This window comes from Nonomuraea sp. NPDC049486 (assembly GCF_040676925.1).
GTDB classification, from domain to species: Bacteria; Actinomycetota; Actinomycetes; order Streptosporangiales; family Streptosporangiaceae; genus Nonomuraea; species Nonomuraea ferruginea.
Window position 1 is genome coordinate 186966 of record NZ_JBFAPV010000003.1, and the last position, 24021, is coordinate 210986.

The following is a 24021-nucleotide window of genomic DNA, read 5'->3' on the forward strand; positions in this document are numbered from 1 at the left end:
TGACGGCGAGGAGTATGTACGAAGCGAAGAAGAAAGACGGGCGGCACGACTCGATCGCGCGGAGCGTGGTGAAGCCATCCACTCCGGGGAGGGAGCGACAGATGATTTTGCTGCGTCAGCTGCTCGGAGACGTGCTGAGGCGGTTGCGCGTGCGGCAGGGACGCACACTCCGAGAGGTGTCCACGCTGGCGCGCGTCTCACTCGGCTACCTGTCCGAGGTGGAGCGGGGCCAGAAAGAGGCGTCCTCCGAGCTGCTCGCGTCGATCTGCGGCGCGCTCGGGGTTCCGCTCTCGCAGGTCCTGCGTGAGGTCTCCGATCAGTTCGCGCTGGCGGAGCTTCAGGCCGCTCCCGTGCTGGCCGACGCGCCCGAGCACGAGCGCATCGCGGTTCCCGACTCGGTCCCAGGATCGATTTCCGACACCGTCTTCCCCGAAGTCAAGGACATGGTGGCTGCCTAGCCCGGCTGACAGCCGCCGCACCACATGATGAGCCGCTCCTGCGGTCCTGTCCCCATCTCGCCACGGCTGATGCGGGTCCCGCAGCGGCGACAGGGTCTTCCCGCCCTGCCGTAGACCCAGGTCTGATGCGCCGGGCGGCGGTCTCCCGTGGTCACCGTGCCCGCGTGATGCCTGTTGGCCGCCAGCAGCCTCTGAGCCAGTGTGACGAGCCCTTCCAGGTCCCCGACGTCCCCGACCCTCCGCCACGGCCATACGCCGCGCAGGAAAAGCGTCTCCGCGCGGTAGATCGTGCCGATCCCGGCCAGGTTGCGCTGGTCGAGCAGCGCCTCGCCGATGGTCGTGTCCGGGTCCCGGCTCAGCCGCCGCACGGCCTCGGCCGGATCCCAGTCGTCGCCCAGCAGGTCGGGGCCCAGATGCCCGACGACCTTGCCCTCGTCGGCCGTCCTCAGCAGGTCCACCATCCCCAGCCGTATGCCGACCGCCTGCCACCGCCGGTTGGCCAGGATCAGCCGCACCCGGTCGCCCCCGGGGACGCTCCGGCCGGCCGGGGCGACCTGCCAGCTGCCGTCCATCCGCAGGTGGGTGTGCACGGTGAGCCCGCCCTCGACCCGGGTGAGCAGGTGCTTGCCCCGTGACACGGTCTCCAGCACGGTCCGGCCGGTGAGGTCGGCGGTGGCGTGGCGCGGCACCCGGAACTCCGACCGGGTCAGCACCTGACCGTCGAGCGCCCCCCGCAGCCGCGCGGCGGTGCGGTAGACGGCATCACCTTCGGGCATGCGTCCAGTCTAGGAAGCCTGGACGGCCCGGCGGTCGACTTCCTCGCCGAGCTGGCCGGACCGGGTGCGGCCGTATCGCGCTGCCGCTCAGCAGGCGGGGCGTCCGCGTCCACGGCATCGAGCTTCGTCGTCGAGGTCTACGTTCCCGAGCTGCGACGGCTCCCGCCCGGCCAGACCGTGCACCCGTTCACCGTGACCCCGGAGCACCTGGGTTTCGAGGAGTACGACCTCGCGTCCCGGATCGCGGTCTCCCACCACTACTGGGTGGTGGACGGGCGGCTCGAGACCTACTCCTCGCGCCATCGCCACGTCTGGCCGGGCGCGGCGTGACGGCCGCTCAGCGGGCGGCGGCCTCGACCCACTCGTCGACCAGGTCGGCGAGCTGGTGCAGGGCTTCGTCGACGCGCTCTCGTTCGCCGGTGGTGAGGACGTCGAGCTGCAGGCCCGTGTAGGCGGAGTTGACCAGGGTCGAGATGCGCAGCGCGTCGCGTTCGGGGACGCCGCGATCGCGGAGCAGCGACGCCACGAACGCCGACCGGTCCGCCAGCAGTTCCGGCACCAGACCCGTGAGCCGGCCGCCCGCCGCCAGCCCTTCGATCTCGTGGATCAGCCGGGCGATCGGCAGGTTGTCCTCCCTCAGCTGGAACTCCCAGGTGCGGCGGACGATCGTGCCGACGCTGTCGGAGCCGTCCCAGCCGGGCAGCGAGCGCAGCCAGGCCCGGTGGCGCTCGTCCAGACGTCGCATGGTGGCCGACAGCAGCTCTTCCTTGTCCTCGAAGTGGTGGGTCAGCACGCGGGTGGACTTGCCCAGGTGCTCGGCCAGCGGCCGCATGGACAGCGTCGAGAGGCCGCGCTCCGCCAGGTAGTCGACGATGCGGTCGAGGAGTTCATCCCGGCGGGCGGGATCGGCGGTCCTGGCCATCGGATAATCCCTTTGACGTCATTGAGGTGACGACTGTTACCTTACCTCGGTAACAACTGTTGCCTTAATTTTGGGGTTCCCATGTCCAAACGAGTGCCCGCCTGGCTGGCGGCACTGACGTTCACCATGTTCACCTTCGCCACCGACGACTACGTGATCGCCGGGGTGCTGCCCGCGCTCTCCCGCGACCTCGGGGTCAGCGAGGCGGTGGGCGGGCAACTGGTGACCGGCTTCTCGCTGGCGTTCGCGCTGACCGCGCCGGCGGCGTCCGTGGGGACCGCCTCATGGCCGCGGCGCGGGCTGATGACCGGGGCGCTGCTGCTGTTCGTCGCCGCCAACGGGGCGGCGGCGCTGGTCACGTCCTACCCCGTGCTGATGGGGCTGCGGGTGCTGGCGGCGGTGGCCGCGGCGGCCGTCGTGCCCGCCGCGTACGCCATCACCGCCTCCCAGGCCCCGGCCGGGAGGCAGGGGCGCTACCTGGCGCTGGTCATGGGCGGGCTGACCGGGTCGCTGATGCTGGGCGTGCCCATCGGCACCTGGGTGGGCGGCGCGTTCGGCTGGCGGGCCACGTTCGTGCTCGCCGCGCTGCTCGGCCTGGTGTCGCTCGTGGCCGTGCGCCGGACGCTGCCGCACGTGGCGCCGGAACCGGCCGAGGGCTCGCTGCGGGATCGGCTGGCGCCGCTGGCCCGGCCCCAGGTGGTCGCCGGACTGCTGGGGATCGTGGCGATCGTGCTCGGCAGCATGATGGTGATGACGTACCTGGCCCCGTTCCTGCGGGAGCTGGCGGGGGCCGGGCCCGTCGAGGTCGGCTGGGTGTTCGTGCTGGCGGGGGCGGCCGGGTTCGCCGGCGGGCAGCTCGGCGGGCGCGCCGGCGACCGGTGGGGGGCCGACCGGGCGCTCATCGCGGGGATCTGCGGGTTCGGCGCCGTCATGGCCGCGTTCACGGTCGCGTGGGGGCTGCGGCCGCTCGCCCTGCTCGCGCTCCTGCCGCTGCTCGCACTCTGGGCGGGGGTGTCGTGGTGGATCCCGCCGCCCGCCCAGGTCCGCCTGCTGGCCCTGGCCGGTCCCGCCGGGCCGCAGGCGCTGGCGCTCAACAGCAGCGCGGTGTACGTGGGCGTGTCCGGCGGGGGCGCGCTGGGCGGTGTCGTGCTGGAGTGGCACGGGCCGGGCCTGCTCCCGGCGGCCGCGGCCGTGGTGGAGGTCGTCGCCCTGGTGCTCTTCTGGCAGGCGGCCCGGCTGGGCCGACCGGCGGTCACCAGCACGGTCAGCCGTACGGGGACCTGAGCGGGGTTTCCGTACGGGGGCCTCCGACGGCGGCGCCGCGGGCCGGTCAGTCCCAGGCGGCGGGGTCGGCGGCGAGCTGGCTGACGCGGTCGGGCAGGCGGCCGGAGGCGACGTGCTCCAGCGTGACCTCTTCGAGGATGCCGCGCTCGGTCGCCCGCAGCGCGATCCACACCTGCTGCAGCGACTCGGCCGGGCCCCGGTAGCCGACGTGCTCGGGCCGCTCGCCCCGCACGTTGGCCAGCGGGCCGTCGACGGCCCTGATGACGTCGGCGAGCGAGATGTCGGCCGGCGGGCGGGCCAGCACATAGCCGCCCTCGGGACCGCGCTGGCCGCGGACCAGGCCGGCGCGGCGCATCTGCAGGAGGATGTTCTCCAAGTACTTGGGCGGCATGTCCTGCTCCTTGGCGAGCTCGCCCACGGTGGTGGGGCCGGCACCGGCCGCGGCGAGTTCGGCGGCGGCGCGGAGGGCGTAGTCGACGCGAGCAGAAAGGCGCATGTTATCGATTATCCCTGTTGGTCAACACTGGTTAGACGCAAGGTGGCCACCACGGGCAGATGATCAGAGAACGGCACCCGCGGCGCCTCGGCGGATACGGCGGTCAGCCCGTCGCTGATCAGCACGTGGTCGATCCGCTCCGTGGGGGCGTCGGCGGGCGAGGTGGGCGGGTCGCCGAGCGCGAGCAGCGGGTCCGACAGCCCGGCCCCCTCCAGCACCCGCATCTCCGGGTCACCGGGCCGGATGTTCAGGTCCCCGGCCAGGATCACCGGCCTCATCGGGCTGTTGCCCACCCGCGAGCGCGGGCCCGCCTCGGCGGCGTCCCTCCCGGCGGCCAGGGCCCTGACCATGGCGGCGACCTCGGGCGCCTGCCCGGCCGGGGCCTGCAGGTGGGTGTTCACGATGCCGAGCTCGTCGGGCCCGACGCCCAGCACGATGGCCTGGGCCTGGGCGCCGGTCGGGTAGTCGTGCCCGCCCAGCCGATGGGAGTGGATGCCGCGTACGACCAGGTTGGTGAGCAGGGCGTCGCCCCACACGTTGTCGGCGGCCGGGGCGAAGTAGTAGCGCATGCCCAGGCCGCGGGCGATCCTCGCCAGGTCGTCGTGGCCGCCGTTGAGCAGCCAGCCCCGGTCCACCTCGCTGAGCAGCACCACGTCCGGCTTCTGGGCGGCGGTCCAGGCGGCGATGTCGTCCAGAGACAGCCGTCCGTCCAGGCCGAACCCCATCCGGATGTTGTAGGCGACCAGCTTGATCGTGTCTCCGCCCAGGGGACGGTTCGCGGGCGGCGGCCGCCAGCTGGTGGCCGCCACGAGCACCATGAGCGCCGCCGCCACCGCCACGGCCGGCCACACCCGCCGCCGCACCCGCGGACCCAGCGGCCGGGGCCGCCCCGGCCGCACGGCCACGACCGCCGCCACCACCGCGACCGTGACCGGCCAGACCTGGTTGGGTATGCCCAGGTCCAGGTCGTACGAGGCGTAGTAGCCGAAGGTCGCCACCAGGAACACCAGCCCGCCGCCGAGCACCGCGACCCCCTGCCGCCCGCCCGCCGGCCGTTGCGCCGAGGCGGCGAGCACCGGGCCCGTCCACAGCAGCACCATGGCGCCGCTCAGCCCCAGCCCCGTGGACCCGGACGACGGGAGCAGCAGCAACACCGTGAAGCACACCAGCAGCACGGCCGCGGCGGCGTCGAAGGCGGGGGAGTGCGACACCCGCGACGCCAGCACCGTCGCCGCCACCAGCGCCGCCACCTGAAGGAGCGCGTCCCAGCCGATCACGCTCGGCCCGACGGCCGCCTTCGCGTAGCCGGTGGCCGCCATCCCGGCGAGCAGCAGCACCGGCCCGACCAGGAACCAGGTCCCGGCAGGCGCGAGCCCGCCGTCGCCACCCGCCCGGGCTGAGGCGTCACCAGCCGGGTCGGCGCCTCCCGCGCGGGCTGGGGTGTCAGCATCCGTGCGGGCCGGGTCGGCGCCCGCTGTACGGGTCAGCACCAGGAACGCGGCGCACAGCCCCAGCACCGCCGCCCACGCCAGGAGCCCGGGTCGCCACACCAGGTCCACCCCGTCGAGCAGCAGGTGGCCGAGCACCGAGCAGGCCACTCCGCCGATGATCCCCACGGGCGCCGCCGCCCGGGTCGTCGTCCGCGCGCATCCGTACAGGAAGACCAGGCCGGCGCTCACCCCGGCCGAGGCCACGTACAGCTGCGAGGCGCCGGCCTGCAGGAGCACGCGGGCCAGCACCAGCGCGACCGCTCCGCCCAGCACGGCCCAGCGCGGCTTCAGCCGCAGCGCCAGGAACGGGAGCACGAACCAGGCGGCCGCGTAGAGGCCCATCAGCTCCGGAGCCGTCGACCCGGCCCGCCCGAACAGCGTGATCAACGACGGGAGGAACACCCGCAGCACGTCGAGGAAGAGGACGACGCCGATCGCCAGGAGAGCGACCTGGTGGCGGAGGGAGAGCATGAGCAATCCTCGCGTTCACCTGCATCGATAAGCAAGGGTGGGAGCGCTAAACTTGCAACAACCTTTTCGATTGTGACGGTGGGATTCAGCGTGGAGCGACGGCCTGGTGTGCCCAGACTGCTCAGGGAGATCAACGACCGGGCCGCTCTGGAGCTGCTGCTGGCCTCCGGGCCGATGACCCGCGGCCAGATCGGCGAGCTGACCGGCCTGTCCAAGGTGACCGCCTCCCAGACGCTGGCCCGGCTGGAGGAGCGCGGGCTGGTCGAGGTGGTCGGCGCGCAGGCCGGGGGGCGCGGCCCCAACGCGGCGCTCTACTCCGTCATCCCCTCCAGCGCCTACGTGGCCGGGCTGGAGGTCGGTCCCGGGCTGATCTCCACGGCGGTCGCCGACATCCACGGCCGCACGATCTCCCAGGTCACCGTCGACCCCGACAGTCACCCCGACCCGGTCGCCGCCGTGCACGACGCGATCACCAAGGCCTGCCGGAGCGCCAAGGTCGGCCTGGGCAGGCTGCGCGGCGTCGTCATCGGCACTCCCGGCGTGGTCGACCCGCGCAGCGGCGACGTGCGCTTCTCCTTCGACCTGCCGGGCTGGCACGAAGGCATCCACGAGGCCCTGGCGGGCGACCTCAAGCGCGAGGTGACGATCGAGAACGACGTCAACCTCGCCGCCATCGCCGAGCGGGCCGACGGCGCCGCGCGGGGCATCGACGACTTCGTGCTGCTGTGGTCCAGCCGCGGCCTGGGCATGGCGGTGATGCTCGGCGGCCGGCTCCACCGCGGCCGCTCGGGCAGCGCGGGCGAGATCGGCTACCTGCCCGTGCCGGGCGTGCCACTGCCGGAGGACATCCGCACCGCGCCGGGACGGCTGCCGTCGCTGGCGGGCGGCCTGCAGTCGCTGGTCAGCGCGGAGGCGGTGGCGGAGCTGGCGCAGGGGTACGGGTTCGCGGCCGACAGCGCCGGCCAGTGCGTCCAGGTGGCGGTGGCGGCCGGGGCCGAGGGCGAGCCGCTGCTCGACGAGATAGCCCGCAGGCTCGCCCTGGGCGTGGCGGCCGTCTGCGTGATCCTCGATCCCGGCCTGGTGGTGCTGGCGGGGGAGGTCGGTCACGCCGGGGGAGAGGCGCTCACCTCGCGGGTGGAGGAGGCGGTGGCCCGCGTCTGCCCGGTCCGCCCGCAGGTGGTCACCACCGCCGTCACCGACCCGAACCCGGTGCTGCGCGGCGCCGTGCTCGCCGCGCTCGACCAGGCCCGCCAGGAGCTCCTCACGTCCTGACCGGCGGCCGGTGGCTCAGGTCCCGGCGAGCAGTTCCGCCGCGGCCTGCGCGTTCGCCCTGGCCGCACCGTACGTGGCGAGGTAGGCGGCCGTGTCCGGGCGCCAGACCGGCAGCCCCATCTCGACCACCGTCGCGTCCGGCCGGGCGGCCACCAGCGCGGAGACCAGCGCACGGCTGTCCGGGTGGCGGTGCGCGTCCCTGACCACCACGACCAGCGACCGGTCCGCGGCCTTGGCCAGCAGCGCAGTCACGTCGGCCGAGCCGGGGGCGAGCCGCAGGACCTCCGCCTCCGGCAGCCAGCGCCCGAGCCCCCACGGCACGTCGCCCACGGCGATGGTCGGCGGCGTGTCCACCTCCACCACCAGCGGCTGCGACAGCGGCGCCGGCTCGCCGGCCAGCCGCACGGCGCGGCGGGCGGCGCGCAGCCCGACCCCGTTCCGCTCGGGCAGGGTGCGCCCCGGCGCGCCGAACCAGGCACGCAGCGCCTCCACCCGGGCCGCCGCCTCCTCCAGCCTGGCCGGCGGCAGCGTTCCCTCGTCCACGGCGGCCACGATCGCGTCGATCACCTCGCGCACCTCGTCGTGGCCGGGTATCGGCCCGAGGCAGAGCAGGTCGGCGCCGGCGGCCAGCGAACGCACCGCGCCGCCTGCCAGTCCGACGCTCTTGGTGATCGCGTGCATGTCGAGCGCGTCGGAGATCACCACGCCGTCGTAGCCGAGCTCGCCCCGCAGCAGGCCGGTGAGCGCGGCGGGTGACAGCGTCGCGGGCGTGCCGCCGGTCAGCGCGGGCACGGCCACGTGCGCCGTCATGATCGACTTGGTGCCCGCTTCGATGGCCGCGCGGAACGGCGCCAGCTCCCGCTCGCGCAGCACCTCCGGGGTGACGTCCACGACCGGGATGGCCAGGTGCGAGTCGACGCGGGTGGCGCCGTGGCCGGGGAAGTGCTTGACGCAGGCCGCGACCCCCGCCTCCTGCAGGCCCTCGACGGCGGCCACCGTGTGCCGGGCGACCAGTCCGGGCTCGTCGCCGAACGCCCGGGTGCCGATGACCGGGTTGTCCGCCTCGGAGTTCACGTCGGCGTCCGGCGCCATGTCCAGGTTGATCCCGCAGGCGGCCAGTTCCGCGCCGATCGCCCGGTAGACCTGCCGGGTCAGCTCGGCGTCGTCCACCGCGCCGAGCGCCGCGTTCCCCGGGTACGGGCTGCCCTCGTGGTAGGCCAGCCGGGTGACGTCGCCGCCCTCCTCGTCCAGCGAGACGACCGGCTCGCCGCCCGCTTCCCGCAGCGCCGCGGTGAGCGCGGCGGGCGGCTCGTGGCCGTCGACGTTGAAGCCGAAGAGCGTGACGCCGCCCAGCCCTCGCTCCAGCTCGCGCAGCACCCAGCCCGGCGGCGTGGTGCCCTGGAAGGCGACGAGCAACGTACCGGCCGCGAGGCGGCGCAGCCCCCGATCACTACGACTCATGGCTCCTCATCAGATGGAAAACGGGCAGCCTCGGATACGGGGAGGCGCCCGTGGTGTCGATCAGCCCTTGACGGCGCCGGCCATGAGGCCGGTCACCATGCGGCGCTGCACGATCATGAAGAAGATGACGACCGGGATGGTCATCATCGTGGAGCTGGCCATGATGGCGCCCCAGTCCGTGCCCTTGTGGCCGAAGAAGTACTGCAGGGCCACGGGCATGGTGTAGCCGGTGGACTCGCTCATCAGCACCAGCGCGAAGATGAGCTCGTTCCACGCGGTGATGAAGGAGAAGATGCTGGTCGCCACCAGGCCCGGCGCGACCAGCGGGAAGAGCACCCGCCAGAACGTCACGAACCTGGACGCCCCGTCGATCCAGGCCGCCTCCTCCAGCGACTTCGGCACCGCGGCCACGAACGTGCGCAGCATCCAGATGCCGAAGGGCAGGGTCAGCCCCACGTTGACCAGGATCAGACCGGCGAGGTGGTCGTACAGGCCGAGGGTCTTGACCTGCAGGAACAGCGGGATGAGCAGCGCCTCGGCCGGGATCATCTGCGCGATCAGCAGCAGGAACAGGAAGCCGGTGCGGCCCTTGAACCGGAACCGGGCCACCGCCGTCGCCGCCAGCAGCGAGAAGACCGCCCCGATGAGCACGGTGCCGAGCGCCACGACCGCGCTGTTGCCCATGTAGACCCAGATCGAGTTGCCCGCCACGCCCTCGGTCAGCACCCGGTGCAGGTGTTCGAAGGTGAAATGGGTGGGGAACGGGATGAACTCGGTGGTGAAGATCTGGTCGTTGGCCTTGAAGGCGGTCGACACCATCCAATAGACGGGGAAGACCGCGAACAGGAACACCAGGAGGGCCGTGGCGTTCAGGGCCACCTTGCCCAGGCGCTTCCTGGCCAGCGGGCTCATCACAACTCCTCCTGCTTGACCAGTTGCCGGATGTACACGGCGGTGACGACCAGCAGGAGGACCGTCAGCACCAGCGCGATCGCCGAGCCCGTGCCCATCTTCTGCGGCGCCTTGAACGCCTCGGTGTAGGAGTACATGGACAGGTTGAACGCCTCACGGTTCGTCGGCCCGCTCATGAGCACGTACAACTGGCTGAAGACCTTGAAGTCCCAGATGATCGACAGTACGGTCAGCACCGCGAACACCGGCTTGAGCAGCGGGAACGTGATCTGCCAGAACGTGCGCCAGCCGGTCGCCCCGTCCACCCGCGCGGCCTCGTACAGGTCGGAGGGGATGCCCTTGAGCCCGGCCAGCACCGACACCGCGATGAACGGGAAGGACGCCCACACCACCGTGATGATCAGCACCATGTAGACGGACCAGGCGTCGTTGAGCCACGGCTCGCCCGTCCAGTCGGCGCGGCCGAAGACCAGCGTGGACAGCCAGTCGGGCAGCAGGTTCAGCGCCCAGTTGATCATTCCGGCCTCGGCGTCGAACAGCCACCGCCAGATGATGCCCTGCGCCACCGGCGGCACGGCCCACGCGCACATGATGCCGATCACCAGGAACGTGGACATCTTCTTGCCGAGCTTGCTGAGCAGCACCCCCACGGCGGTGCCCAGCACCAGCGTCATGGTGACCGCGATGACCGCGAACACGACCGTGTTGCGCAGCGAGTCCCAGAAGATCTGGCTCTCGAAGATGCGGGTGAAGTTGTCGGTGCCGACCCACTCGGCCGGCCGCCGCCCGCTGATCTGCGGCAGGCCCACCTTCTGGAAGGCGATGATCGCCACCTGGACCATCGGGTAGAGCAGCAGCGCCGCGATGACCAGCAGGCCGGGGATCAGCAGGACGTACGGGATGGACCAGACGGGCAGGCCCTTGCCCCTGCCCCGGCGGGACGGGCCCCGGCCCGAGGCGGAGGCGTGCCTGCCGCCCCGGGCGAGTGTCGGCGTGTTCGTCATGGCCTGTCAGGACTGGTTGAGGATGTCTTCGAGCTCGGTGTTGGCCGCCGCCAGCGCCTCGTCGGCGGTGGCCTTGCCCTCGATCACCTGGCGCGCGGCGTTCTGCAGCACGGCCTTGGTCTCGTTGGCCTCGGTCCAGTTCGGGTCCGCGGGGAAGGCCTTGGCCTTGGCGAACGCGGCCGCGAACGGCGCCTGCGCCGGGTCCTCGGCCAGCTTGGCGAGCGCCTCCGGGTAGACCGGCAGCAGGCCGCCCTCGGTGGCGTACCGGACGCCCCAGTCCTTGTTGGTCGCCATCTTCACGAACTCCTTGGCCGCCTCGGGCTCCTTGGCGGTGCCCCACACGGCGATGTCGTTGCCGCCCAGGAAGGCCTGGGCCTCACCGCCGTCCTTGCTCGGCAGGGGGAAGAACGCGAGCTTGTCGCCCTTGAGCTTGCCCTTGCTCTCCTCCTCGATCGTGGCGAGGTCCCACGACGCGGTCAGGTACATGCCGACCTTGCCGTTGGAGAAGCGGGTGCGGATGTCCGAGCTGTTCTGGGTGAGCCGCGACTTGCTGGACAGGCCGTCCGTCACCAGGGACGTGTACTGCTCGAAACCGGCCTTGAAGGCGGGGTCGGTCAGCTTGCCGACCCACTTGTCGCCCTCCTTGACCGCGTACTCGCCGCCCGAGGTCCAGGCCAGCGAGCCCAGCAGGTGGTTGGCGTCGGAGCCGCCGTTGAAGGCGAAGCCGTCGACGTCCGAGCCCTTCTCCGCCTGGACCTTCTTGGCCGCGGCCACGAGCTCGTCCCAGGACTTCGGGACCTCGATCTTGAGCTCCTCGAACCAGTCCTTGCGGTAGAGCACCGCGCGGGTGCCGCCGCCCCACGGCACGGCGTACGTCTCGCCGTCGATGGTCTCCATGCCCATCAGGTTCTTCGGGATCCCGGCCTGGTCGCCGGAGCCGACGATGTCGGTGACCGGGGCGAGCGCCTCCTGGCTCACCCAGAGCGGGACCTGGTCGTTGCCGATCTCGGTGACGTCGGGGCCGGCGCCTCCGGCCGCGGCGGCGGTGAACTTGTCGTTCACCTGGGGCCACGGGATCCACTCGACCTTCACGCTGGCGCCGGTCTCCTGCTGGAAGGCGGCCACCAGCTCATCGGTGTACTTCTGCGCGTCGGGGTTGCTGTCACCGAGGCGCCAGAGCGTGAGCTCCTTGCCCGCGAACGCGGGGCCGCTAGCTTCGGCGGTGCTCGCCGCGCTGGGCTCCGCGGGCGCCTCACCGCCGCCACAGGCGGCCACGCCCAGGGCCAGGGCGGCCGTGGTGACCGTAGTGGCTGTGATCTTCGCGATCCTCACAGGGTTCTCCCTTCCCGGGTGCTGGCCTACGGTCCGCACCAGGCTGATCGTCAATGCCGAACGACAGGTGTTAAACTAACAAGAAACTTTCTTAAAAAAAACCGTCTGTTAGCCGATCGTGACGAGAGGGGCATGAAGATGAGCCGGAACCCCGGGACGCCTCGGCTGCTGCGCAGGCTGAACGACCGCTCCGCGCTCGAACTCCTCCTCGCCGAGGGCCCCCTCACCAGGGCCGAACTCGGAGAACGTACCGGATTGTCCAAGGTCACCGCAGGTCAGCTGCTCGCCAGGCTGGAGGACAGGGGCCTGGTGGAGGTGGCAGGGGAGCGCGCCGGCGGCAGGGGACCCAACGCCGCACTTTACGGCGTACGACCCTCCAGCGCCTACGTCGCCGGGCTGGAGGTGCTGCCCGAGAGCGTCACCGTCGGCGTGGCCGACATCACAGGCCGGACCGTGGTCGAGGTCACGGTCAACCCCTTCGACGGCGACCCGGTCCGTACGGTCCAGGCCGCGGTCGAGCGGGCCTGCGCCGTCGCCGACGTCAGCCTGTCGCGGCTGCGTGCCTTCGTCATCGGCACCAGGGGCATGGTCGACCCGCGCACCGGCGACGTCCGCTTCTCACTCGACCTGCCCACCTGGCACGTCGGCGTGCTGGCAGGGCTGCGCCGCAGCCTCGGGGCCTCCGTCACCATCGAGAACGACGTCAACCTGGTCGCCCTCGCCGAGCACCGCTACGGGGCCGCCGCCGGCGTCGACGACTTCGTGGTCATGTGGGCCGGCGTCGGCCAGGGCCTCGGCGTCATGCTCGGCGGCCGGCTGCACCGCGGCATCACCGGCGGCGCGGGCGAGATCGGCTGGCTGCCCGTGCCCGGCGAACCGCTGCCCTCCGACGTCAAGCACCCCAACTCCGGGTCCTTCCAGCGTCTCGTCGGCACCGCCGCACTCCAGAACCTGGCCGGCACGTACCAGGTGCCCGGCGCGGGCGTCCCCGACCAGGTGCGCAACGGCGGCGACGACTACCTCGACGAGCTCGCCGACCGGCTCGCCGTCGGCGCGGCCGCCGTCTCCGTCGTCCTCGATCCCGGCCTGATCGTGCTCAGCGGCGACATCGGCCGCGCGGGCGGCGCCCGGCTGGCCGCCAAGGTCCAGGACGCCGTCGCCCGCATCTGCCCCGCGCCGCCCCGCGTCGCCGCCGGCGGGGTCCCCGGTAACCCGGTGCTCCGCGGCGCCCTGGTGGCCGCTCTCGAACAGGCCCGCGAACAGGTGTTCTCCGACACCGTCTGACACGTGTGTGAGAATCACTGCACATGTGGCAGCCACCGAGTGACATCGTGCTCATCTCCGATCCCCGCGTGGCGGCGATCCCGGTGCAGGACAACGGCGAGCCCCTGGCCGACGCGCGCGGCCGGCTCCGGGTCGACACCCGGCTCGCCGACGACGCCGGCGCCTACGCCCACCTGCGGGCGGGGCTGCTGGCCAGGCTCGAACGGGCCGAGCGGCTCCTGCCCGGCGGATACCACCTGATGATCGTCGAGGGCTACCGGCCCGTCGCCACCCAGCGCCGCTACTTCGAGGAATACCGCGACGAGCTGCGCGCCGCCTTCCCCGCCATGTCCGAGCAGGAGGCGCACGTCGCCGCCAGCCGCTACGTCTCCCCGGTCGAGGTCGCCCCGCACACCGCCGGCGCCGCCGTCGACCTCACCCTCTGCGACCCCGACGGCGCCGAGTACGACATGGGCACCCAGGTCAACGACAACCCCGAGGAGAGCGACGGCGCCTGCTACACCGCCGCCCCGCACATCTCCGCCGACGCCCGCGCCCACCGCAAGCTCCTGGCCGCGGCCCTGGAGCCCGCCGGGCTGGTCAACTACCCCACCGAGTGGTGGCACTGGTCCCACGGCGACCGCTACTGGGCCCTGACCACCGGCGCCCCCGCCGCTTGCTACGGGCCAGTAAGCATGTAGCGATTCCGGAAGGCGGCAGGCGGGCACAAATCGTGCGGAGGCTCCCCCGACTTCCTGCGAGGTGTGGGCATGGTTCCGCTGATCGGGATCGAAGAGGAGTACCTCGTCGTCGATCCGTACACCCGCCACGTCACCCCACGTGCGGCCGACGTCCTCGCCGCCGCCACGGACGTGCTCGACGTGGCCCACGAGATCACCAGGTTCCAGGTGGAGGCCCGCAGCGCGCCCTCCGCCGACCTGGCCGAGCTCGGCGCCCAGTTGCGGGCCGCGCGCAAGGAGGTCGCCGGGGCCGCCCGCTCGTGCGGGCTCGCCGTCGTCGCCAGCGGCATCCCGGTGCTCGGCAACGTCATGACGCCGCCGCTCAGCGACGACGCCCGCTACGAGCAGGGCCGCAGCCTCTACAGGGCGCTGCAGGACGAGATCAGCATCTGCGCCCTGCACGTGCACGTCGACGTGCCGGACGAGGAGCACGCCGTCTACGTCGGCAACCACCTGCGGCCCTGGCTGCCCACGCTGATCGCGCTGGCCGCCAACTCGCCGTTCTTCGTCGGCCGCGACACCGGCTACGCCTCCTGGCGGGTGATCAGCTGGGGCCGGTGGCCCGTCTCCGGCGCGCCCCCGTACTTCCCCACCTTCGGCGACTACGAGCTGGCCGTGCGCGCGCTCGCCGAGTCGGGCGCCCTCATGGACCCGAAGACCGTCTTCTGGGACGCCCGGCCCTCACCCCGGCTGCCCACGGTCGAGGTGCGGGTGGCTGACGTGCCGCTCGACGTGAACGACAGCCTCACCATCATCGGGCTGGTGCGCGGCCTGGTCGTCAGGGCACTGGCCGACGTGGCCCGCGGCGACCGCGGCCTGCCGATCCCGTCGGAGGTGGTGCGCGCCGCCTACTGGCGTGCCGCCCGCGACGGGCTCACCGGCGACAGCCTCGACGTCCGCCACGGCACGCTCGTGCCCGCCCCGCTGATGGCCCGCCGCCTCCTGGCCCACGTGAGCGACGCCCTGTCGGAGGCCGGCGACCTGCCCTACGTCGAGGACGGGCTGGAACGCCTGCTCGACAAGGGCTCCGGCGCCGAACGGCAGCGCCGCGTGCACGCCCGCGAGCAGGACCTCACCGAGGTGGTCGACGACCTCATCGAGGCCACCGTCGCCTGACGCCCTACGCACGCAGCCGGAGACCGCGCGGGGTGGGGTGGAACCCGGCTTCTTCCAGGGCGGCCCCCAGCGGCGAGTCGACGATCGGCTCGCCGTCGGCCCGCTCCACCGTCAGCTTGCCCAGCACGCCGTCGCGTACGGCCAGCGCCAGCGCGTCGACGGCGGGCCGCAGCCGGTCGTCGTCGGCGAACGACAGCAGCGTCTTGCCGCCCCGCTCGACGTAGAGCACCAGCCGCCCGTCGACCAGCACCACCAGCGCCCCCGCCTTCCTGCCCGGCTTGTGGGCCACCTCGCCGGGATGCGCCGGCCACGGCAGCGCCGCCCCGTAGGGGTTGGCCGGATCGGCCGCGGCCAGCACCACGGCCCGGCGCTCCTCCCCGGGCGGGCCGTCGGGGGAGGAGGGCGCCATCGCGCGCATCCGGTCGACCGCCCCCGGCAGCGCGAACTGGGCCCCGCCGAGCCCTTCGACGAAGTAGCCGCGCCGGCACCGCCCGCTCTCCTCGTAGGCGCGCAGCACCTGGTAGACCGGCGAGAACCCGCCCGGCAGCCGCTCGGCGGTGACCGCCCCGCGCGTCACCACGCCGTGCCGTTCCAGCAGCACCTCCGCCTGCGCCTGCGCCCGCAGGGTCGCTTCGGCGGCCGGCTCCGGCAGCAGCCACCAGCGCCCCGCCACCGTGGGCGGCCCGCTGCGGCTCGGCAGCACCGCCCGCCGCCTGCGGGTCGCCGGCCGGTGGGCGGGCCGCCCCGAGCCGAGCGCGGCCCGCATCGGCGCCAGCGTGTCGCCCGACACCCGCCCCGCCCACACCAGGTCCCACAGCGCCGTCGCCACCGCCTGGTCGTCGAGCAGCCCCAGCCGGTCGGCGAGCTGACGGAAGAACAGCGCGCCGCCTCCGCTCAGCTCCTCGAGGATGCGCTCGTGCACCGGCGTCACCGTGATCTCGCCCGCCTCCGGAAGCAGCAGCGGCGCGGTATCGGCGAAGTAGAGGGCCACCCAGCCGTCGCCGCCCGGCAGCGACCCCTGCCCGGCCCACACCACCTCGCCGGCCGCGGTCAGCTCGTCGAGCAGCCCCGGGTGGTAGCCCGGCACCCGCGACGGCAGCACCAGGGTCTCGAGCGCCGAGGCCGGGACCGCCGCGCCCTGCAGCAGCTCGATGGCGCGGACGAGGGAGTCCATGGCCCGCGCGCCGCCTTCCCGCCCGCCGCGCGGGCCGCCGGTGATGCCGTGCCAGGCCGGGGTGAACACCGCGAGCGTCTCCGGCGGGACAGGCTCCACCTCTTTGCGCAGCCGGGCCAGCGACCTGCGGCGCAGCATCCGCAGCACGCCCGCGTCGCACCACTCCTCGCCCCGCCCGCCCGGCCGGAACTCGCCGTTGACCACCCGCCCGGACACGGCCAGCCTGCGCAGCGCGTCGGCCACCACGGCCACGCCGAGCCCGAACCGGCCGGCCGCGGTCGAGGCGTGGAACGGGCCCCGGGTGCGGGCGTGGCGGGCCAGCAGGTCGGCCAAGGGGTCGGCCACCGGCTCCAGGAACGCGTGCGGCACCCCCACCGGCAGCGGCGTCCCCAGCGCGTCGCGCATCCTGGCGGCGTCCTCGACCGCCGCCCACTGCTCCTCGCCCGCGACGCGCACCCTGATCGCCCGCCGCGCCCGCTCCAGCTCCTCCAGCCAGGCCGGGTCGCCGCCGCGCACGCTCACGTCGGGCGCCAGCAGCGGCCCGTGCGAGCGCAGCAGGTCGGCCAGGGACTCCACGTCACGCAGCGGCCGATCGAGCCTGGCGAGCTCGCGCTCGGTGTCGGAGATCACGTCAGGGTCGAGCAGCTCGCGCAGATCGGCCTGGCCCAGCAACTCGGCCAGCAGCGACGTGTCCAGCGCCAGCGCCTGCGCGCGCCGCTCGGCCAGCGGCGCGTCTCCCTCGTACATGAACGCGCCCACGTAGTGGAACAGCAGCGAGGCCGCGAACGGCGACGCCTGCCCCGTCTCCACCTCGACCACCCGCACCCGCCGGGCCGCGATGTCGCGCATCAGCTCGACCAGCCCCGGCACGTCGAAGACGTCCTGCAGGCACTCGCGCATCGTCTCCAGCACGATCGGGAACGACGCGTATCGTGAGGCGACCCCGAGCAGGTGGGCGGCCCGCTGGCGCTGCTGCCACAGCGGGCTGCGCCTTCCCGGCACGCGGCGCGGCAGCAGCAGCGCGCGCCCCGCGCACTCGCGGAACCGGGACGCGAACAGCGCCGACCCGCCCAGCTCCTCCGTCACGATCTGCTCGATCTCCTCGGCGTCGAACGCCGCCACGTCGGACGGCGGCTCGGCCAGGGTGTCGGGGATGCGCAGCACCACGCCGTCGTCGGAGTGGACCGCCTGCACGTCGACGCCGTAGCGCTCGCGCAGCCGCCGGTTGATGGCCAGCGCCCACGGGGCGTGCACCCGCGCGCCGTAAGGAGAGTGGATCACCACCCGCCAGTCGCCCAGCTCGTCGTGGAACCGCTCCACCACCAGCGTCTTGTCGTCGGGCACGTAACCCGTGGCCGCGCGCTGCTCGCGCAGGTAGGACAGCAGGTTTCCGGCGGCGTAGGAGTCGAGCCCGGCCTCGCGCAGCCGCTCCGGCGAGTCGTCCTTGGCCTGCTCGCGCAGGAACGCGCCGATGGCCCGGCCCAGCTCGGCCGGGCGGCCGGGAGTGTCGCCGTGCCAGAACGGCAGCTTGCCCGGCTGGCCGGGAGCGGGCGAGACCAGCACCCGGTCGGCGGTGATGTCCTCGATCCGCCACGACGACGCGCCCAGCACGAACACGTCGCCCACCCGCGACTCGTAGACCATCTCCTCGTCGAGCTCGCCCACCCGCGAGGCCCGCTCGCCGACCAGGAACACGCCGAACAGGCCCCGGTCGGGGATCGTGCCGCCGTTGGTGACGGCCAGCCGCTGCGCGCCGGGCCGGCCCCGCAGCGTGCCCGTCACCCGGTCCCACACGACGCGCGGGCGCAGCTCGGCGAACTCCTCGCTCGGGTAGCGGCCCGCGAGCATGTCGAGCGTCGCCTCCAGCGCGCTCCTGGGCAGGGTCGCGTACGGGGCCGCGCGCCTGACCACGGTCTCCAGCTCCTCGACGGTCCACTCGTCGAGCGCCGTCATCGCCACGATCTGCTGGGCCAGCACGTCGAGCGGGTTGCGCGGATAGCGGAGCTCCTCGATCAGGCCGCTCTTCATGCGCTCGGCCACCACGGCCGTCTGCACCAGGTCGCCGCGGTACTTGGGGAAGATCACGCCCTTGGACACCGCGCCCACCTGGTGACCGGCCCGGCCGATGCGCTGCAGCCCGCTCGCCACGCTCGGCGGCGCCTCCACGCACGCCACCAGGTCGACCGCGCCCATGTCGATGCCCAGCTCCAGGCTGGAGGTGGCGACCACGGCGGGCAGCCGCCCCGACTTGAGCGCCTCCTCGATCTGCGCCCGCTCCTGCTTGGACACCGAGCCGTGATGGGCGCGCACGACCTCAGGCCCGACGCCCTTGCTCGCCCCGGCCTGCGCCATCACCTCGGCCGGCGGACGGTCCCACACCGACAGGTCGGCCACGCCCCCGCGGCGGGCGAGCGCCAGTTCGTTGAGACGGGTGCAGAGCCGCTCGGCCAGCCGCCGCGAGTTGGCGAACACGATCGTCGAGTCATGGGCCGCGATCAGGTCGAACAGCCGGTCCTCGACATGCGGCCAGATCGACCGGGTGGCCGGGTCGGGCGCGAACTCCTCCGCCTCGGCGGGGGACGGGCCCGCCTCCACCTCGGTCATGTCCTCGACCGGGACGACCACCTGGACCTCGATGCGCTTGTCGGCCGGCGGCTGCACCACCGTCGCCGCGCGCGGCCCGCCGAGGAACGCCGCGACCTCGCTCACCGGCCGCACCGTCGCCGACAGGCCGATCCGCTGGGCGGGCCGCTCCAGCAGCGCGTCGAGCCGCTCCAGTGTCAGCGCCAGGTGGGCGCCCCGCTTGGTCGCGGCCACCGCGTGCACCTCGTCGACGATCACCGTCTCCACGCCGCGCAGCGCCTCCCGCGCCTGGCTGGTCAGCAGCAGGAACAGCGACTCGGGCGTGGTGATGAGGATGTCGGACGGCTTGGCGGCGAACCTCCTGCGGTCCTCGGCGGGGGTGTCGCCGGAACGGATCGCCACCGAGATCTCCGGCACGGGCAGCCCCAGCCGCCGCGCCGTCTGCTTCAGCCCCGCCAGCGGAGCGCGCAGGTTTCGCTCGACGTCGACGGCCAGCGCCTTCAGCGGCGACACGTACACCACCCGCGTGCCCTTCGCGGGCGGCTCGGCCGCCAGCCGGTCGAGCGACCACAGGAAGGCCGCCAGCGTCTTGCCGGACCCGGTCGGCGCCACGACCAGCGTGTTGTCACCGCGGGCGATCGACTCCCACGCGCCATCCTGGGCGGCGGTGGGCGCGGCGAAGGCCCCGGAGAACCAGCTGCTGGTCACCTTGCTGAAGCGGTCGAGCGAGCTCACCAGCACATACTGCCTCGCGCCACCGACAGAAAACGCATTGCGGCCGCGCCGCGTGATTGAGCGGGCGCGCGGGCGGACATACACCGACCGTGACCATCGACCACGCGGCCGTCGAGGCCCGCCGCGAGGAGATCAGGCGGCGCTACCTCTTAGCGCGCCGGCCCTCGTCCAGCGCGCGCGGCCTGCACCACATCGCCCTGTTGTCGTCGGACGTGGAACGCACCGTCAAGTTCTACCAGGAGCTGCTGGAGTTCCCGCTGACGGAGATCTTCGAGAACCGCGACTACAAGGGTTCGAGCCACTTCTTCTTCGACCTCGGCAACGGCAACCTGCTGGCCTTCTTCGACCTCCCCGGCCTCGACCTCGGCCCTTACCAGGAGGTGCTCGGCGGCCTCCACCACATCGCGATCTCCGTCGACCCCGCCACCTGGGAGCGGCTGCGCGGGAAGCTGGAGATGGCCGGCGTGCCGCACCAGATCGAGAGCGGCGCCTCCATCTACTTCAAGGACCCCGACGGCGCCCGGCTGGAGCTGCTCGCCGACCATCTCGGTGAGATGTACGGCGCGCGCGTGCTGTGACGCCGTGACCTAACGCCGCGACGCGCGTCGCGTGCGCGGACGGCCCGCCCGCGGCTCCTGCCGGATCCCGGCATGCCGCTCGGACCTCTCCGCCTTCTCCTTCCGTACGGCCTCGCGCCGCAATGACAGTAAGTGGCGGCGCTTCGCCCTGTTGGTCTTGGCCTTGGCTGACTTGGGGGGTGAGGGTTTCGCGGTCTTCGCCATCAGAGTCGCGCGGAGGGGGACCGCCTGCCTCAGCCGGCGGGGGGATCCGCGCTTCCTCCCTTCCGGGTCTCCGGCACATGCCGATGCCGTGGTTCGAAGGCGGGTGATACGCAGGTCGTTCACGTTCCCGTTGCGTCCTACCCACTCCCGGGGCCGATCCATACTTGAGTGATGCGCCTGACTGAGTTCTGGAGAAGGATGCGCCTGCACTTCGGCGACACCTACGCCGAGTCGTGGGCGCGTGACTACGTGATCGCGCCGCTCGGCGGGCGCACCGTGGTGCAGGCGCTGGCCGACGGCGAGAGCGCCAAGACCGTCTGGCGGGCCGTCTGCCAGGTCGAGGACGTCTCCCCCCGGCTACGCTGAGCCCAGCGTCTCCCTCAGAGCGCGCGCCGTGCGATCGAGGTCGTCGGCGCCGCCCGTGCCGCCGGGCGCCCACAGAAACAGCCAGCCCCGCTCCGACGGCGTGGCGAAGACCAGGGTCTGCCTGCTCGTGTGCGGATGCCACACCCACAACAGCGGCTCCTCCTCGCCCACCATCCGGCTCACCAGCCCGTGGCGGGGGAGCACCTCGGCGAGGCCCTGCAGATGAGCGCGCCGTTCGCTCGTGTACGAGCTCGCCACGTGGTCACCTCCTGCCCTCTTCCCAGGAGTCTCCCCAGGCTGCGGGAACGCATCCGGGCGCGGGCGGACTTCCTCGCAGACGTGCGTGTGATCGAACAGCCGTTCGGCTACGATGGGCTCGCCGGGCCACGTCTTCCACGACCGCTTCCGGGAAAATGTCGGTGGCAGACCGTAGCTTTCACTCGACTGATTCCGACCACGACCCTCAAGAGGGAGCTCCCATGGCTATCAACGACCGCGAGAAGGCCCTCGAGACCGCCCTCGCCCAGATCGAGCGGCAGTTCGGCAAGGGTTCCGTCATGCGCCTCGGCGATGACGCCCGAGCCCCCATCGAGGTGATCCCGACCGGGTCGATCTCCCTCGACGTCGCGCTCGGCATCGGCGGCCTGCCGCGCGGCAGGATCGTCGAGATCTACGGTCCGGAGTCCTCCGGCAAGACCACCATCGCGCTGCACGCGGTGGCCAACGCGCAGCGGGCCGGCGGCATCGCGGCGTTCATCGACGCCGAGCACGCCCTCGACCCCGAATACGCCAAGAAGCTCGGCGTCGACACCGACGCCCTGCTGGTCTCCCAGCCCGACACCGGCGAGCAGGCGCTGGAGATCGCCGACATGCTGATCAGGTCCGGCGCCGTCGACATCATCGTCATCGACTCGGTGGCCGCCCTGGTGCCCAAGGCCGAGATCGAGGGCGAGATGGGCGACAGCCACGTCGGCCTCCAGGCCCGCCTGATGTCCCAGGCCCTGCGCAAGGTCGCGGGCGCGCTCAGCAGCACCGGCACCACCGCCATCTTCATCAACCAGCTCCGCGAGAAGATCGGCGTGATGTTCGGCAGCCCCGAGACCACGACCGGTGGCAAGGCGCTCAAGTTCTACGCCTCGGTCCGCCTCGACATCCGCCGCATCGAGACCCTCAAGGACGGCACCGAAGCGGTCGGCAACCGGACCCGCGTCAAGGTGGTCAAGAACAAGATGGCCCCGCCCTTCCGGGTGGCCGACTTCGACATCCTCTACGGGGTGGGCGTCTCCCGCGAGGGCGGCCTCATCGACATGGGCGTCGAGCACGGCTTCGTCCGCAAGTCCGGCGCCTGGTACACCTACGAGGGCGACCAGCTCGGCCAGGGCAAGGAGAACGCGCGCAACTTCCTGCGCAACCACCCCGACATGGCCAACGAGATCGAGAAGAAGATCAAGGACAAGCTGGGTGTGGGCCCGCGCCTCGACGAGCCCGCCGAGGCCCCCGCGCCTCCCGCGCCCGCCAAGGCGCCCGCCGCGTCCGGCCGCGGCTCCAAGTCCACGCCGAAGCCTGGTGACGTCTGATCGGTCGGCGCATGAGTGACACGGATCCGGCGCCCCGCGACCGGGGCGCCCCGGCCTCATCCCGCCGCAAACCCCGGCGCTCCTCATCCGAGGGCGCCCCACCCGGCGGGCGCCACCCTTTCTTCGGCGGCCGCGCCCCGGGGGAGCAGCCGCCGCCTGAAGACACCTGGTGGACACGGCCCGCGGGCGAATCCCAGCAAAGCCACCCCTTCTGGGGCGATCCGGCTCCTGCTGAGGGTGAATCCGGGAAGCGGGCCGGTGAAGAGCTGTCCCTGGAGGGGCGGGCGGCTGGTGGTTTCTCCGTGCGGGAGCGGGCCGCTGAGGAGGTGTCCCAGGAGGGGCGACAGGCCGCGGTGGGGTGGTCTGCGGGCAACTCCTCCGTGCGGGGGCAGGTTGGTGAAGAGCTGTCCCTGGAGGGGCGGGCAGGTCGAGCGGCGGGTGGCTTCTCCGTACGGGAGCGGGCCGCCGAGGAGGCTTCCCCGGAGGCGCCACGGGACGATCCGGCCGCTGCGGGGCAGTCTGAGGGCAACTCCTCCGTACGGGGACGGGTTGGTGAAGAGCTGTCCCTGGAGGGGCGGGCGGATCGAGCGGCGGGTGGCTTCTCCGTACGGGAGCGGGAGGCGTCCCTGGAAGGGCGACGGGACGATCGGGACGCTTCGCGGCAGCCTGGGGGAAACTTCTTCGTACGGGGGCAGGTTGGTGAAGAGCTGTCCGTGGAGAGGCGCGGAGTGGGGCGGTCTGAAGCTGTCCGCGGGCAGGCGCCCATGGGGTTGTCCCCGGAGGAGTTCCGGCGGGATCCATATACGGCGGGGCGACCTGTGGATGGATCCTTCACGTCGGAGGGGGTTGACGAGGGACCGTCCTCGGAGGCGCGGCGTGAGTCTCTAGTGTCCGAAGGGGGCTCTCTGGAGGCTCAGCCGATAGAGGGGCGGGTGGTCTCCCGGAAGGCTCTTTCCGTGCCTGGCTTCACATCGGGAGCCGTCAGCGGATCCTCCGCAGCGGAGCCGGGTGACGGACTTACTAGTGGGGCTCGGGCCGATGGTGATTCGGGCGCGGAGTCTGACGGTCCTTCCAGTGAGGCTCGGGACGATGGTGTTGCCCGCGGGGAGTCTGACGGTCCTTTCAGCGAGGCTCGGGGCGATGGTGCTTCCCGTGATGAACGGTCCGACGGCTCTTCCGATGTGGTGCGGGTCGATGGTGCTTTCAGCGGGGTGCGGGCCGATGGTGGTTCAGGTGAGGAACGGTCTGACGGTCCTTTAAGCGAGGCTTGGGGTGATGATGCCTCCGGTGAGGAACCGTCTGACGGCTCTTCCGATGTGGTGCGGGTCGATGGTCCTTACAACCCGGTAAGGGCCGATGATGCTTTCGATCGGGTGCGGGCTGATGGTGCTTCGTCTGGGGAACGGGCCGGTGGCGGTGCTGCTGCTGAAAGACGGGTCGGCGGTGGGCGCTCGGGCGGGGAGCGGGCCGGTTCGGTTTTCCGGCGAGGCGATGGGTTGACTGATCAGGGGGTTTCGAGGAAGCGGTCTTCTCCGGCGACGAGTGGTGGGAGCGGTGGTTGGCCTTCGCCTGAAGAGTGGCGCGAGCAGCGCCGTCGTCAGCGGGAATCCGTTGTGAACTCCGATGACATGCTTCCTCCCTCCGCAGGCTCCGACGCTGAAGCCGCAGACCCTCGGCCTGCGTTCCACGGTGAGGAGGGCGGCCCGGACGACGCGGATTCGCGTGGAACGCCGCAGGTCATGTCCGGGAGGAGCGTCGCGTCCGTCGTGAGTGCCTGGCGGCCTGGGCAGACCGCAGAGGAGGGGAG

At 72.5% G+C, this 24021-nt stretch carries 20 protein-coding genes; 10 read left to right on the top strand and 10 right to left on the bottom strand.

Annotated features, from left to right (window positions below; translation table 11 throughout):
* The first annotated feature begins 101 nt into the window (after positions 1-101).
* Positions 102-458: a helix-turn-helix transcriptional regulator gene (locus AB0K05_RS09755; RefSeq protein WP_148034847.1), complete on the top strand. Its 357-nt coding sequence runs from the start codon at positions 102-104 to the stop codon at positions 456-458.
* On the opposite strand, the gene AB0K05_RS09760 is transcribed toward AB0K05_RS09755, so the two are convergent.
* Positions 455-1234 (bottom strand): DNA-formamidopyrimidine glycosylase family protein, encoded by a 780-nt coding sequence (locus AB0K05_RS09760; protein ID WP_364228218.1) that lies wholly within the window; start codon positions 1232-1234, stop codon positions 455-457. The two genes, AB0K05_RS09755 and AB0K05_RS09760, sit on opposite strands and share 4 nt — an antisense overlap.
* A gap of 192 nt (positions 1235-1426) precedes the next feature.
* Between AB0K05_RS09760 and AB0K05_RS09765 the strand changes: the two genes are divergently transcribed.
* Positions 1427-1564: a hypothetical protein gene (locus tag AB0K05_RS09765; RefSeq protein WP_271278667.1), complete on the top strand. Its 138-nt coding sequence runs from the start codon at positions 1427-1429 to the stop codon at positions 1562-1564.
* 7 nt (positions 1565-1571) lie between these two features.
* Here AB0K05_RS09765 and AB0K05_RS09770 read toward each other — a convergent pair whose 3' ends face one another.
* Positions 1572-2156: a TetR/AcrR family transcriptional regulator gene (locus AB0K05_RS09770; protein ID WP_364228220.1), complete on the bottom strand. Its 585-nt coding sequence runs from the start codon at positions 2154-2156 to the stop codon at positions 1572-1574.
* A gap of 81 nt (positions 2157-2237) precedes the next feature.
* On the opposite strand from AB0K05_RS09770, the gene AB0K05_RS09775 reads away from it, so the two are divergent.
* The gene (locus tag AB0K05_RS09775) at positions 2238-3440 is read left to right on the top strand and encodes an MFS transporter (RefSeq protein WP_364228222.1); all 1203 of its coding nucleotides are present in this window, start codon (positions 2238-2240) and stop codon (positions 3438-3440) included.
* Positions 3441-3486: 46 nt separating this feature from the next.
* Here the strand turns inward: AB0K05_RS09775 and AB0K05_RS09780 are convergent, their stop codons facing one another.
* Both AB0K05_RS09780 and AB0K05_RS09785 read right to left on the bottom strand, forming a co-directional pair.
* Positions 3487-3936: an Rrf2 family transcriptional regulator gene (locus AB0K05_RS09780; protein ID WP_148033555.1), complete on the bottom strand. Its 450-nt coding sequence runs from the start codon at positions 3934-3936 to the stop codon at positions 3487-3489.
* A gap of 8 nt (positions 3937-3944) precedes the next feature.
* Positions 3945-5897, bottom strand: coding sequence for an endonuclease/exonuclease/phosphatase family protein (locus AB0K05_RS09785; protein WP_364228224.1), 1953 nt, complete (start codon positions 5895-5897; stop codon positions 3945-3947).
* 90 nt (positions 5898-5987) lie between these two features.
* Between AB0K05_RS09785 and AB0K05_RS09790 the strand changes: the two genes are divergently transcribed.
* On the top strand, positions 5988-7169 hold the full coding sequence (locus AB0K05_RS09790; RefSeq protein ID WP_148034846.1) for an ROK family transcriptional regulator: 1182 nt from the start codon (positions 5988-5990) through the stop codon (positions 7167-7169).
* A gap of 15 nt (positions 7170-7184) precedes the next feature.
* On the opposite strand, the gene AB0K05_RS09795 is transcribed toward AB0K05_RS09790, so the two are convergent.
* Genes AB0K05_RS09795 through AB0K05_RS09810 form a run of 4 tightly spaced genes read right to left on the bottom strand, consistent with a single transcriptional unit; the run spans position 7185 to position 11878 of the window.
* Positions 7185-8630: a glycoside hydrolase family 3 protein gene (locus tag AB0K05_RS09795; protein WP_364228227.1), complete on the bottom strand. Its 1446-nt coding sequence runs from the start codon at positions 8628-8630 to the stop codon at positions 7185-7187.
* 60 nt (positions 8631-8690) lie between these two features.
* Positions 8691-9542 carry a carbohydrate ABC transporter permease gene (locus tag AB0K05_RS09800; protein ID WP_148033552.1) on the bottom strand — a complete coding sequence of 284 codons (852 nt, stop codon included), beginning with the start codon at positions 9540-9542 and terminating at the stop codon, positions 8691-8693.
* The gene (locus AB0K05_RS09805; RefSeq protein WP_364228229.1) at positions 9542-10546 is read right to left on the bottom strand and encodes a sugar ABC transporter permease; all 1005 of its coding nucleotides are present in this window, start codon (positions 10544-10546) and stop codon (positions 9542-9544) included. Before AB0K05_RS09805 ends, AB0K05_RS09800 begins: the two co-directional genes overlap by 1 nt.
* Before the next feature lie 6 nt (positions 10547-10552).
* Entirely contained in the window at positions 10553-11878 is a 1326-nt protein-coding gene (locus AB0K05_RS09810) for an extracellular solute-binding protein (protein WP_148033550.1), read from the bottom strand.
* A gap of 138 nt (positions 11879-12016) precedes the next feature.
* On the opposite strand from AB0K05_RS09810, the gene AB0K05_RS09815 reads away from it, so the two are divergent.
* The 3 genes from AB0K05_RS09815 to AB0K05_RS09825 all read left to right on the top strand — a co-directional run bounded on the left by AB0K05_RS09815 (position 12017) and on the right by AB0K05_RS09825 (position 14997).
* Positions 12017-13162, top strand: coding sequence for an ROK family transcriptional regulator (locus tag AB0K05_RS09815; protein WP_219544275.1), 1146 nt, complete (start codon positions 12017-12019; stop codon positions 13160-13162).
* Positions 13163-13185: 23 nt separating this feature from the next.
* A complete protein-coding gene (locus tag AB0K05_RS09820; RefSeq protein WP_364228232.1) occupies positions 13186-13842 on the top strand; it encodes a M15 family metallopeptidase in 657 nt (218 codons plus the stop codon).
* Positions 13843-13911: 69 nt separating this feature from the next.
* Positions 13912-14997: a glutamate--cysteine ligase gene (locus AB0K05_RS09825; RefSeq protein ID WP_148033548.1), complete on the top strand. Its 1086-nt coding sequence runs from the start codon at positions 13912-13914 to the stop codon at positions 14995-14997.
* Between the two features lie 4 nt (positions 14998-15001).
* On the opposite strand, the gene AB0K05_RS09830 is transcribed toward AB0K05_RS09825, so the two are convergent.
* Positions 15002-19489 carry an ATP-dependent helicase gene (locus AB0K05_RS09830; RefSeq protein WP_364228234.1) on the bottom strand — a complete coding sequence of 1496 codons (4488 nt, stop codon included), beginning with the start codon at positions 19487-19489 and terminating at the stop codon, positions 15002-15004.
* An 89-nt stretch (positions 19490-19578) separates the two neighbouring features.
* Here AB0K05_RS09830 and AB0K05_RS09835 point away from each other — a divergent pair, with 89 nt between their 5' ends.
* Positions 19579-20067: a VOC family protein gene (locus tag AB0K05_RS09835; RefSeq protein ID WP_148033547.1), complete on the top strand. Its 489-nt coding sequence runs from the start codon at positions 19579-19581 to the stop codon at positions 20065-20067.
* 375 nt (positions 20068-20442) lie between these two features.
* Positions 20443-20637 (top strand): DUF3046 domain-containing protein, encoded by a 195-nt coding sequence (locus AB0K05_RS09840; protein WP_148033546.1) that lies wholly within the window; start codon positions 20443-20445, stop codon positions 20635-20637.
* Here AB0K05_RS09840 and AB0K05_RS09845 read toward each other — a convergent pair.
* The gene (locus AB0K05_RS09845; RefSeq protein WP_148033545.1) at positions 20629-20895 is read right to left on the bottom strand and encodes a hypothetical protein; all 267 of its coding nucleotides are present in this window, start codon (positions 20893-20895) and stop codon (positions 20629-20631) included. The two genes, AB0K05_RS09840 and AB0K05_RS09845, sit on opposite strands and share 9 nt — an antisense overlap.
* A gap of 221 nt (positions 20896-21116) precedes the next feature.
* Between AB0K05_RS09845 and recA the strand changes: the two genes are divergently transcribed.
* On the top strand, positions 21117-22214 hold the full coding sequence (gene recA, locus AB0K05_RS09850) for a recombinase RecA (protein ID WP_148033544.1): 1098 nt from the start codon (positions 21117-21119) through the stop codon (positions 22212-22214).
* The last annotated feature ends 1807 nt before the right edge of the window (positions 22215-24021 follow it).

Bases quoted from the DNA above. Each gene is read 5' to 3' on its own strand.
- AB0K05_RS09785 (WP_364228224.1), bottom strand. From the start codon at position 5,897: ATGCTCTCCCTCCGCCACCAGGTCGCTCTCCTGGCGATCGGCGTCGTC.
- AB0K05_RS09775 (WP_364228222.1), top strand. From the start codon at position 2,238: ATGTCCAAACGAGTGCCCGCCTGGCTGGCGGCACTGACGTTCACCATG.
- AB0K05_RS09770 (WP_364228220.1), bottom strand. From the start codon at position 2,156: ATGGCCAGGACCGCCGATCCCGCCCGCCGGGATGAACTCCTCGACCGC.
- AB0K05_RS09820 (WP_364228232.1), top strand. From the start codon at position 13,186: ATGTGGCAGCCACCGAGTGACATCGTGCTCATCTCCGATCCCCGCGTG.
- AB0K05_RS09795 (WP_364228227.1), bottom strand. From the start codon at position 8,630: ATGAGTCGTAGTGATCGGGGGCTGCGCCGCCTCGCGGCCGGTACGTTG.
- AB0K05_RS09805 (WP_364228229.1), bottom strand. From the start codon at position 10,546: ATGACGAACACGCCGACACTCGCCCGGGGCGGCAGGCACGCCTCCGCC.
- AB0K05_RS09760 (WP_364228218.1), bottom strand. From the start codon at position 1,234: ATGCCCGAAGGTGATGCCGTCTACCGCACCGCCGCGCGGCTGCGGGGG.
- AB0K05_RS09800 (WP_148033552.1), bottom strand. From the start codon at position 9,542: ATGAGCCCGCTGGCCAGGAAGCGCCTGGGCAAGGTGGCCCTGAACGCC.
- AB0K05_RS09755 (WP_148034847.1), top strand. From the start codon at position 102: ATGATTTTGCTGCGTCAGCTGCTCGGAGACGTGCTGAGGCGGTTGCGC.
- AB0K05_RS09780 (WP_148033555.1), bottom strand. From the start codon at position 3,936: ATGCGCCTTTCTGCTCGCGTCGACTACGCCCTCCGCGCCGCCGCCGAA.
- AB0K05_RS09840 (WP_148033546.1), top strand. From the start codon at position 20,443: ATGCGCCTGACTGAGTTCTGGAGAAGGATGCGCCTGCACTTCGGCGAC.
- recA (WP_148033544.1), top strand. From the start codon at position 21,117: ATGGCTATCAACGACCGCGAGAAGGCCCTCGAGACCGCCCTCGCCCAG.
- AB0K05_RS09825 (WP_148033548.1), top strand. From the start codon at position 13,912: ATGGTTCCGCTGATCGGGATCGAAGAGGAGTACCTCGTCGTCGATCCG.
- AB0K05_RS09815 (WP_219544275.1), top strand. From the start codon at position 12,017: ATGAGCCGGAACCCCGGGACGCCTCGGCTGCTGCGCAGGCTGAACGAC.